This is a genomic window from Gemmatimonadota bacterium (genome assembly GCA_016209965.1).
Taxonomy (GTDB): domain Bacteria; phylum Gemmatimonadota; class Gemmatimonadetes; order Longimicrobiales; family RSA9; genus JACQVE01.
In genome coordinates this window covers 1-6,545 of record JACQVE010000057.1, presented here as the reverse complement: position 1 = coordinate 6,545, position 6,545 = coordinate 1, and the positions used below count along the sequence as shown (strand labels likewise).

Below are 6,545 nucleotides of genomic sequence, written 5' to 3'. Positions count from 1 at the left end.
GATCCACCGCGTCACCGGCGCGCGTGAGGCGAGCTCGACGGATTTCTTCAATTGCGTCTACGGCACTGCCGAGACCGATAAGACGGCGGGGCTGCGCTGGGGCGAGCCGCTCTGGGTGTTCGGCCGGCGGCTGCCCTACGGGGTCAAGCTGGCCACCGGCATTCACGCCACTGCGCCCGGGATGAAGCTGGTGTTTGCCGGCGCGCCCGACGTCGCCCCCGCGCCCTACGTCTTCGTCTCGGGTCAGTTCACGGACGTCTTTGGCTGGGTCCCCATCGGTGCGCGGTCCGGCGACGTGCGCATGAAGGGCGGCGTGCGCGAGGTGGCCTACGGCTCGGATACGCCGCCTACCATTACCGTAGCGACGGACGGACGGGATTTCTTCGAGCCCAACGACACCATCGGCAGCCCGGGCGCCGCACTCCTCTCCGACATCAGCCGCGCCTTTCTGGGCGTGCTGTACGCCTACAACCCCGCCCTCACGCTGCCCGCGCATGACCGGGAGAGCAACCCCTACAAAGGCTGGGAGGCGTGGGGCAAGGGGGACTGGTTCCGGCTGCGGACCACCCGATTGACCGATGTCTGCGTCTACGTCGACCTGGACCAGAGCCGCGACAACACGGACCTCTTTGTGTTCAACCAGGGCGGGAACCTGGTGGCCTCCTCGTTCACCAACTTTGACGAGGGTGTGCGGCTGAACGGCGTGCCTGCCAACACCACGCTCTTCGTGTGGGTCACGCCGCGCAGGGCAGCCATGACCACGGCCAACGGCGCCTACGTCTACGAGGCGGGAGACTGTGCCGTTACGGGCGGCGCGGACGGGGCCGCTGCGGGCCTGGCGGCGGCCGGCGCTGCCGCGCAGTCTGCACCGTCGCCGCGTCCTGCCGCAGCTACCGCCACACGCGTCTGGTAAACGGGAGGCCCCAATGATCCGATTCGCTGGAAAACGCGGGGTGGGCCGGCTGGCGCTGGGGCTCCTGGCGCTGGCGGTGTGGGCGCCGGCCGCGCACGCGCAGCTCAACGCCGAGAACTTTGCCAAGCTGGGCTTCAACTTCAATCCGCCCGGCGCACGCTCCGCCGCCCTGGGCGGCGCCTTCATCCCCCTGGCCGATGACGCGACCGCGGCGGAAACGAACCCTGCCGGCCTGACCGTGCTGCTCTACCCCCAGTTCTCCTTCGAGTACAAGGGCGTCGAGTACAAGCGTACAGTGCCTGCCGAAGCGGGCGGCGGGCCACTGGCCAGCGAGTTCACGGACAAGGTCGCCGTCCCCTCCTTCGGCAGCTTCGTCTACCCCTTCGGATCGCTCACGCTGGCGGTGTTCCGCCACGAGCTGGTGAACTACCGGAGCAGGGTGGCCGGCGTGGGGCGCGACTTCGGCGGCGGAGTCTTCCTCCTGCCCTACACCTCGGATCTCGACCTGCGCGTCGAGAACTATGGCGGCGCACTGGCGCTCAAGCTGGGGCCCGCGCTCTCCCTGGGGATCGCGGGCGGCGCGTCGCGCGTGAGCATGAGCGTCGACTTCCCACGCTACCGCGTCTCCAGCTACCAGGACGGATTCCTCGACAACCGGCTGGTGGTCGAGGGCGAGAGCGGCGAAAGCTCCGGCACCTTCCTCAATGCCGGGTTCCTGCTCCGCCTGAGCGAGCGCGTCAGCCTGGGCGGCGTGTACAAGCTGCGCCCCACCTTCGAGGAGCTGCGCTATCGCGTCCAGGACCGGAACGGCAACCTGATTGCACGCAGCGCCGCGGTCGTGCCCGAGGCGACTTTCGCGCTTCGCGTTCCCGACTCCTGGGGCGGCGGGCTGGCCGTGCGGCCGCACGAGCTGGTCACCCTGACCTTCGCCGGCGTGGTGAACCGCTACTCGCAGATCGCGGACAACGACGTCATCGTGTTCAGGCGCTCGATCAGCAGCGAACTGGACGCCGACGATTACGTCGCCGACGACGGCCTCGACCTGCACGGCGGGCTCGAGCTCGTCCTCTTCGTCGGCCAGACCCCCTTCGCGCTGCGCGGCGGCCTGGCCCGCATCGCGCCGTCCAACACCTTCTACCAGGGCCCGGACGCCATCGAGCGTGAACTCTGGGGCAGCGCGCCGGGCGAGTACACCAACCAGTTCAGCTTCGGCATCGGCACCGTGCTCTTCGGCCGGCTGCAGTTCGACGGCGCCGGGCTCGTGGGCGATGACCGGAGCGAGCTGGTGGGCTCGCTCGTGCTCTTCCTCGGGCAACGCTGATCCGGGCTGGGTGAAGCCGCAGGGTCCGCCCCGACACGGGGCGAACAGGGATTCGGAAAACAGAACGCTGGCGGAGACCATCATGCGCCGATCCATGATCCTTCTGCTGCTCGCGGCCGCGGCCTGCACGGAGCACGAGCCTTCGGCCTATGAGCCCCCCACGGCCGCTGACTTCGCAGGAAACTACCTCCTCCTCAGGTTTGCCGGACTGTCTACCGCGGAGCTGGCGGACGTGCTCGGCGCCAACGAGAGCTTCATCGGCAAATGCCTGCACGGGAACCTCAAGCTCAGCGCGCGCGGCGAGAACGACGGCGTCGCAGACATGGGCTTTCATGTGACCGTCCGAACGGCTACTGGCTGCGCGATCCCCACGCCGGAGGCGCTGTTCCTGACGCTCAAGGGCAGGTTCCGCAGCATTGGCGAGAATATCGCCCTGTCGCTCGACTCCGCCGGCGCGCCCGGCGCGCTCGAGCCCAACTTCGAAGAGGTCGCCGGCCAGGGCTCGAAGACCAAGGAGGGCAAGTTCCAGCTCGTGCTCAACCTCATCGACCTCTGGGCTTTCAGCCCTAAAGCCGACGCCAGCGGCGGCAAGGTCAGCACCGGCGTGAGCTCTGTTGTCGCCGGCCGCGGCAAGGAGCTGGCCGGCCAGATCATCTACCAGAAGTAGCGCCATTCGCCCCGGCAAAAAGTTCGATTTCCTATCCTTTTCTCGCAGCCGCCGACCCCGGGTTCGCGACTCAACCCGTTGCCGGAACGGGAGTTGAGCCGCGGCATGGATCTGGTATAGGGTAGCACGCGCGTCCCCGGAGGCGTGCCAGGCCGGCGGCTCGGGTCGCCGGTCGTGGTGCGGCAAGGTGCCAAACAGGATCCGAGGGAGGCGTGGTCGTCCATGTTTGCGAGCTGTGGGACGGGCGGGTTCAGTCCCCGGAGAGCCGGCCTGAGTTTGATCGAGCTGCTGCTGGTGCTCATGATCGGCGCCGTCCTGACCAGCATGGCGAGTCCCCGCGTCGGCCACCTGCAGGCTGTCCGTGCGCTGGTGAACGCGCAGAACAGTGCCATCTTCCTGGCCGCCCGAGCGCGTGCTGTGGCGGTGGAGCGAGGCAAGACGGCGCGGCTGGAGGTAGACCCCCTGGGCGATCGGGCGTGGATCGTGGTTCTGCCGTCAGACACGGTGAGTTTGGTGGACTACCGGGACGAGTTCGCGGCGGACGTGTTCACGACGACGGGAACGACCTTGACGGTCTGCTACACTCCTCGTGGCTTCGCGCTGCCCTCCTGCACGTCGCCCAACCTTCCTGCCTTCGTCGGCTTCAGCCGGGGCCGCGACACCCTGCGGGTGCGAGTTCGGCCCTTGGGTCAGGTGGAGAAGTATGAGTAGGCCAGCCAGGCCTTTGCGGCGGTGTGGGCGCGGGCGCGGCGGGCTGGCGGCGTTGCCGCCCTGCGCCTGGCGCCTGCGGGCCGCCCAGCCGGGGTTCACCCTGGTGGAAGTCATGGTGGCGCTGGTCGTTCTTACCATCTCCATGCTGGCCCTGGCCTCGACACTGGGCTTCCTGCTGATGCAGGTGCGCAACGCGGACGTGCGGAGTGAGCGGGCTGCCGCGCTGCAGCAGGTGATCGAGACGCTGCGTGCCACGCCGTATGACAACCTGCAGGACCGGCTCGAGACGGCGCCGGCGGTAGTGGGCTCGTTCCAGATATGGTGGAGCGTGAGTACCACGTCCCGGGACCTCAAGCGGATCGCGCTTTACACCCGCGGTCCGGCGTACCTTGCCGGTGAGGGCTGGGTGCGCGCGGCGCAGGATACGTTCGAGGTGAGCATAGCCCGGGGCCGGCCAAATACATGAAGCGCTCGGGCCTGACGCTCGTCGAGATGCTGATCGTCCTGGTCCTGGGCTTCATCACCCTGTCGGCCGTGACCGAGACGCTGCTCGTGCAGGAGCGCGGCTATCGGCAACTGGGCGCCATGGTGACAACGCAGCAGACCACGCGTGGCGCACTGGCTACGCTGGCCGCCGAGTTGCGTGAGGTGAGCGCGAGGGGCGGCGACCTGGTCCTGGCCACACCCGACTCGGTCACCTTGCGGGCCTACCGCAGGCTGGGTTTCGTCTGCAACCCGGACGCACCGGGTAAGCGCATGGACGTCTGGCAGTTGGGCGAGCCCTTCGCCGTGGGCGATAGCATCACCGTGTTTGCCGATGGCGATACGCTAAGCTCGGCAGATGACACCTGGCGCTTCATGAAGATTGCGGCCGTGGAAGCAGTGGCCTGCGACGTCACCTGGCCAGGAGCGACGCCGCGGCGGCTGCGCGTGACCTCGCTGGATTCGGTGAAGGTCTACGCCGTCCGCCGCGGTGCCATGGGGCGCGGCTTCACGCGGCTCACGTACGGGCATTACCAGATCGATGGGCAATGGGTGCTGGGGCGGCACGGGCCGGGCGAGGCGCCGGTCGCGCTGCTCGGGCCGCTGGCTTCGCCTGCCGAGGGAGGCCTCGCCTTCGCCTTCTATGACGCGGCTGGCGCACAGATCTCGCCCGGCGACGCCGCTGGCCGTGCCTCCGTCGTGCGCCTCGAGATCAAGGTGCGAGGCGCGATCCCGGGCGCTTCTCTGCTGGACGGAGAAGCCTACGTGGACTCGCTGGTCACCCAACTCTACTTGCGCAACAACTGAACGGGGCGGGCATGGCGGAGACGGACTGGCCAGGCGCCGGGATTTCCCAGCCGGGCGGCGCACCGGCCGAGCGCGGCCCGGTGGGCGGCGAGGGTGGCTTCGTCCTGGCGGCCGCGATCCTGGGCATCGTTATCATCGGCGCGCTCATCACCGGCGGCTTCTTTGCCGCCTCCCAGGAGGACCGCACGGCGGCCAGCAGCCGGGACGCGGGCCAGGCCTTTTACATCGCCGAGCAGGGACTGCACGACGTCCTCGGCACCTGGCGGCGCATCGATTTTCAGCCGTTGCGGCGCGACACGACCGTCGTGATTGCGGCGGACACGGTGCGGACGAACGGGATCCCTATCGGCAGCTACGTGGTCGAGGGCCGCCGCATCTCGCAGCGCCTCTACTTCCTCCGGTCCACGGGAAGCGTGCTGCGCGGCGGGCGCGCCGCGGGTGCCGCACGGCAGGTCGGGGTGGTGGTACGCTCCTTCATGATGCAGGTCCCGGACGATCGGGCGCTCCAGATCTACGGCGGCCTGCTGGTCAGCGGCAATGCCCGGATCGACGGCCGCAACAGCCACCCCAGCGAATGGACGGATTGCGATACCACTACGGACAAACCGGCCATCGTGGCCAAAGACACGACACTGGTGCGAATGTCCGGTTCCGCGGCAGAGATCATCGGCAATCCGCCCCTGGTCCAGGACACGGGGTTGTCGACGCCGGACTTCCTGGGCTTTGGCGACGTCGACTTCGACGAGCTCAAGCTCATGGCGGAAAAAGTGTATCCGCCCGCGACGACCCTCACCAACGCCAGCCCGGTCCTGGATGCGACGGGCGCCTGCGACATCACGGTGCGCGACAACTGGGGCGCACCGCTCAACTCGACTCACGCCTGCCACACCTACTTCCCCCTCATCTACGCCCAGGGGAACCTGACCATTGCCTCCTCCTCCTACGGGCAGGGGATCCTGCTGGTCGAGGGCGACCTCCATATCAGCGGCGGCTTCGACTTCTACGGCATTGTCGTGGTCAAGGGCAAACTCGTCACCACGGGTACCGGCGCCCACCTGAACGGCCTGGCGCTGGTCTACACCGGCGGCGACCTGGATCGCGAGAGCCTCGCCATCGGCAACTCCATCATCAACTACTCGCAGTGCTCCATCGCGCGGGCACAGCTCTATAACTCCGTCCTCTCTCGCGCCCTGCCCATCCGCGACCGCAGTTGGGTCGACCTCTCTGCCACCGGCGTGGAGGGGTAATCGGGGGGGAGCGGTGGACCATGCTCCCCCGACTTCAGCTCCCGCTCCCACTCCGTCTCCCACTCCCTCTCCCGCTCCCACTTGCGCTCCCGCTTGCGCCCCATCCCTACACGCCGCCGCGTAGGCGCGCCCAGCGCCCCTTCGGCTGTGCTCAGGGCAGCCTACGCCGCAGTGCCCGGCAGTCCGAGTTGACACGAGCTAAAGATCGGGCACGGGCACGCGTAGGTGTACGCGTACGCGTACGGAACCGTGGAACCGTGGAGGAGGTGAACCCGTACGCGTACGGGTGCCCAGCGGTGGAGCCGCGGTGCCCGTGCCCGCTGCCAGCGAGGGAGGCGAGAACTGGGGAGCGGGAGAGGGAGTGGGAGACGGAGTGGGAGCGGGAGCTGAAGTCGG

The 6,545-nt window shown here is 68.4% G+C and carries 7 protein-coding genes; all 7 read left to right on the top strand.

The window, feature by feature from the left end; translation table 11 throughout:
• On the top strand, positions 1–913 hold a 913-nt coding region (locus tag HY703_02685), incomplete at its 5' end, for a hypothetical protein (protein ID MBI4544084.1).
• A gap of 13 nt (positions 914–926) precedes the next feature.
• Complete coding sequence (locus HY703_02680; protein ID MBI4544083.1) at positions 927–2,234, top strand: hypothetical protein; 1,308 nt, start codon at positions 927–929, stop codon at positions 2,232–2,234.
• Positions 2,235–2,316: 82 nt separating this feature from the next.
• Complete coding sequence (locus HY703_02675) at positions 2,317–2,901, top strand: hypothetical protein (GenBank protein ID MBI4544082.1); 585 nt, start codon at positions 2,317–2,319, stop codon at positions 2,899–2,901.
• 276 nt (positions 2,902–3,177) lie between these two features.
• Positions 3,178–3,612 (top strand): hypothetical protein, encoded by a 435-nt coding sequence (locus HY703_02670; GenBank protein ID MBI4544081.1) that lies wholly within the window; start codon positions 3,178–3,180, stop codon positions 3,610–3,612.
• Positions 3,605–4,078 carry a prepilin-type N-terminal cleavage/methylation domain-containing protein gene (locus tag HY703_02665; protein MBI4544080.1) on the top strand — a complete coding sequence of 158 codons (474 nt, stop codon included), beginning with the start codon at positions 3,605–3,607 and terminating at the stop codon, positions 4,076–4,078. The genes HY703_02670 and HY703_02665 overlap by 8 nt, the downstream gene beginning before the upstream one ends.
• Entirely contained in the window at positions 4,075–4,902 is an 828-nt protein-coding gene (locus HY703_02660; GenBank protein ID MBI4544079.1) for a hypothetical protein, read from the top strand. Before HY703_02665 ends, HY703_02660 begins: the two co-directional genes overlap by 4 nt.
• Positions 4,903–4,913: 11 nt before the next feature.
• Positions 4,914–6,149, top strand: coding sequence for a hypothetical protein (locus HY703_02655; protein MBI4544078.1), 1,236 nt, complete (start codon positions 4,914–4,916; stop codon positions 6,147–6,149).
• The last annotated feature ends 396 nt before the right edge of the window (positions 6,150–6,545 follow it).

Coding starts and splice junctions, on each gene's coding strand:
- HY703_02660 (MBI4544079.1), top strand. CDS start 4,075: ATGAAGCGCTCGGGCCTGACGCTCGTCGAGATGCTGATCGTCCTGGTC.
- HY703_02655 (MBI4544078.1), top strand. CDS start 4,914: ATGGCGGAGACGGACTGGCCAGGCGCCGGGATTTCCCAGCCGGGCGGC.
- HY703_02675 (MBI4544082.1), top strand. CDS start 2,317: ATGCGCCGATCCATGATCCTTCTGCTGCTCGCGGCCGCGGCCTGCACG.
- HY703_02680 (MBI4544083.1), top strand. CDS start 927: ATGATCCGATTCGCTGGAAAACGCGGGGTGGGCCGGCTGGCGCTGGGG.
- HY703_02665 (MBI4544080.1), top strand. CDS start 3,605: ATGAGTAGGCCAGCCAGGCCTTTGCGGCGGTGTGGGCGCGGGCGCGGC.